1 protein-coding gene and 1 pseudogene are annotated in these 1,227 nt (G+C 56.8%); one reads left to right on the plus strand and one right to left on the minus strand.

Features of this window, described 5'->3' with window-relative positions; translation table 11 throughout:
- Positions 1 to 169: LysR family transcriptional regulator (locus tag HEP69_RS23610; RefSeq protein WP_290560958.1), on the minus strand; the 169-nt coding region annotated here is incomplete at its 3' end.
- Between the two features lie 205 nt (positions 170 to 374).
- On the opposite strand from HEP69_RS23610, the pseudogene HEP69_RS23615 reads away from it, so the two are divergent.
- Positions 375 to 1,106, plus strand: a pseudogene (locus tag HEP69_RS23615) (TRAP transporter substrate-binding protein).
- Positions 1,107 to 1,227 lie beyond the last annotated feature (121 nt).

Here is a 1,227-nt window from a genome sequence, read left to right on the forward strand (position 1 = left end):
GGCGCACGAAGTTCTGTGAACGGTCGAACAACGTAACCTGCAACTCCGCCTCAAGGTGCTGGATCGTGCGGGTGAGGGCGGGTTGCGATATGTGAAGATGTTCCGAGGCGCGTCGGAAATTCAAGTCCTCAGCAAGGACCAGAAAATAGCGGATATGGCGCAGACCGATTTTCATGATACCTTTTATGCATCAGAAACTAATCAATTGATTTTATACTTGCAGGCCTAGCCCGGCTACCCTGATTGGATAACAAAAACAAAAATTCCATATGCAACCGGGAGCGATCATGTAACATTCACCCTTTAAGATCTTCGCCGGGCCACTTGCGGCCCTGACCGTTGTCGCGGGCACGGCCTCGGCGCAAGACGTCACCATCAATCCCGGCTATGCGGCCTCCGAGACCAGCACCTATGCCGTGCTCGCCGACAAGTTCGAGGAGCTGGTTGAGGAATATACCGAAGGCAGCGTTGACGTGAAGGTGCGCTGCTGCGGCCAGCTCATGGGCGAGGACGAGGCATTCAAGGCGATGCAGCTTGGAACCGTGGATATGTTCGTTATCACCGGTAACAACATCTCACCGCATTTTCCGCTGATGGACGCGTTCGTTCTGCCCTACATCTTTCAAAACAAGTAGCATGCTTACCGCGTGCTCGAAGGTGAGGTTGGGCGCGATTTCGCCGCGCAGCTTCAGGCCGCGACAAACGGGCATCTGCTGACCTACGGTTTTGTTGGGGATCGCGATTTCTACAATTCCAGAAGTCCAATCGCCTCGGTCGAGGACCTGGCGGGGCTCAAGGTGCGTGTCCCCAAGAACCAGGGGATGATCGACACCTACGAGGAATTTGGCGCGGCCCCCATTCCGCTGCCTTGGGCCGACACGCCAACTGCGCTTCAGACCGGCACGGTTGAAGGGGAGGATAACGGCACCTCATTCATCAAATCGCAGAAGTTCTACGAGATCATGCCCTATTTCACGGTTCTGGAGCATTTCACCTATTTCTCGCCGCTCTTCGCCAGCGACCGCGTGATGAACAAGCTCGATGAGTCGCAGCGCGTCGCTGAGATGCGGGCGGCCGCCGAGAAGGGATGTTATCCCCCCACGTAAAACGCAAGGCAGACCCGAGTAATTAGCCCACTACTCACGATCCGGGGACACCGCGACGACACCAACGTAGCCCTGTCCGTCCTTTGTGACGCCGGCGTCGAGCGGGAGCGCCCCAGCTACC

Origin of the sequence: Aestuariivita sp., assembly GCF_021404545.1 — a bacterium.
In the GTDB taxonomy this organism is placed as follows: domain Bacteria; phylum Pseudomonadota; class Alphaproteobacteria; order Rhodobacterales; family Rhodobacteraceae; genus Aestuariivita.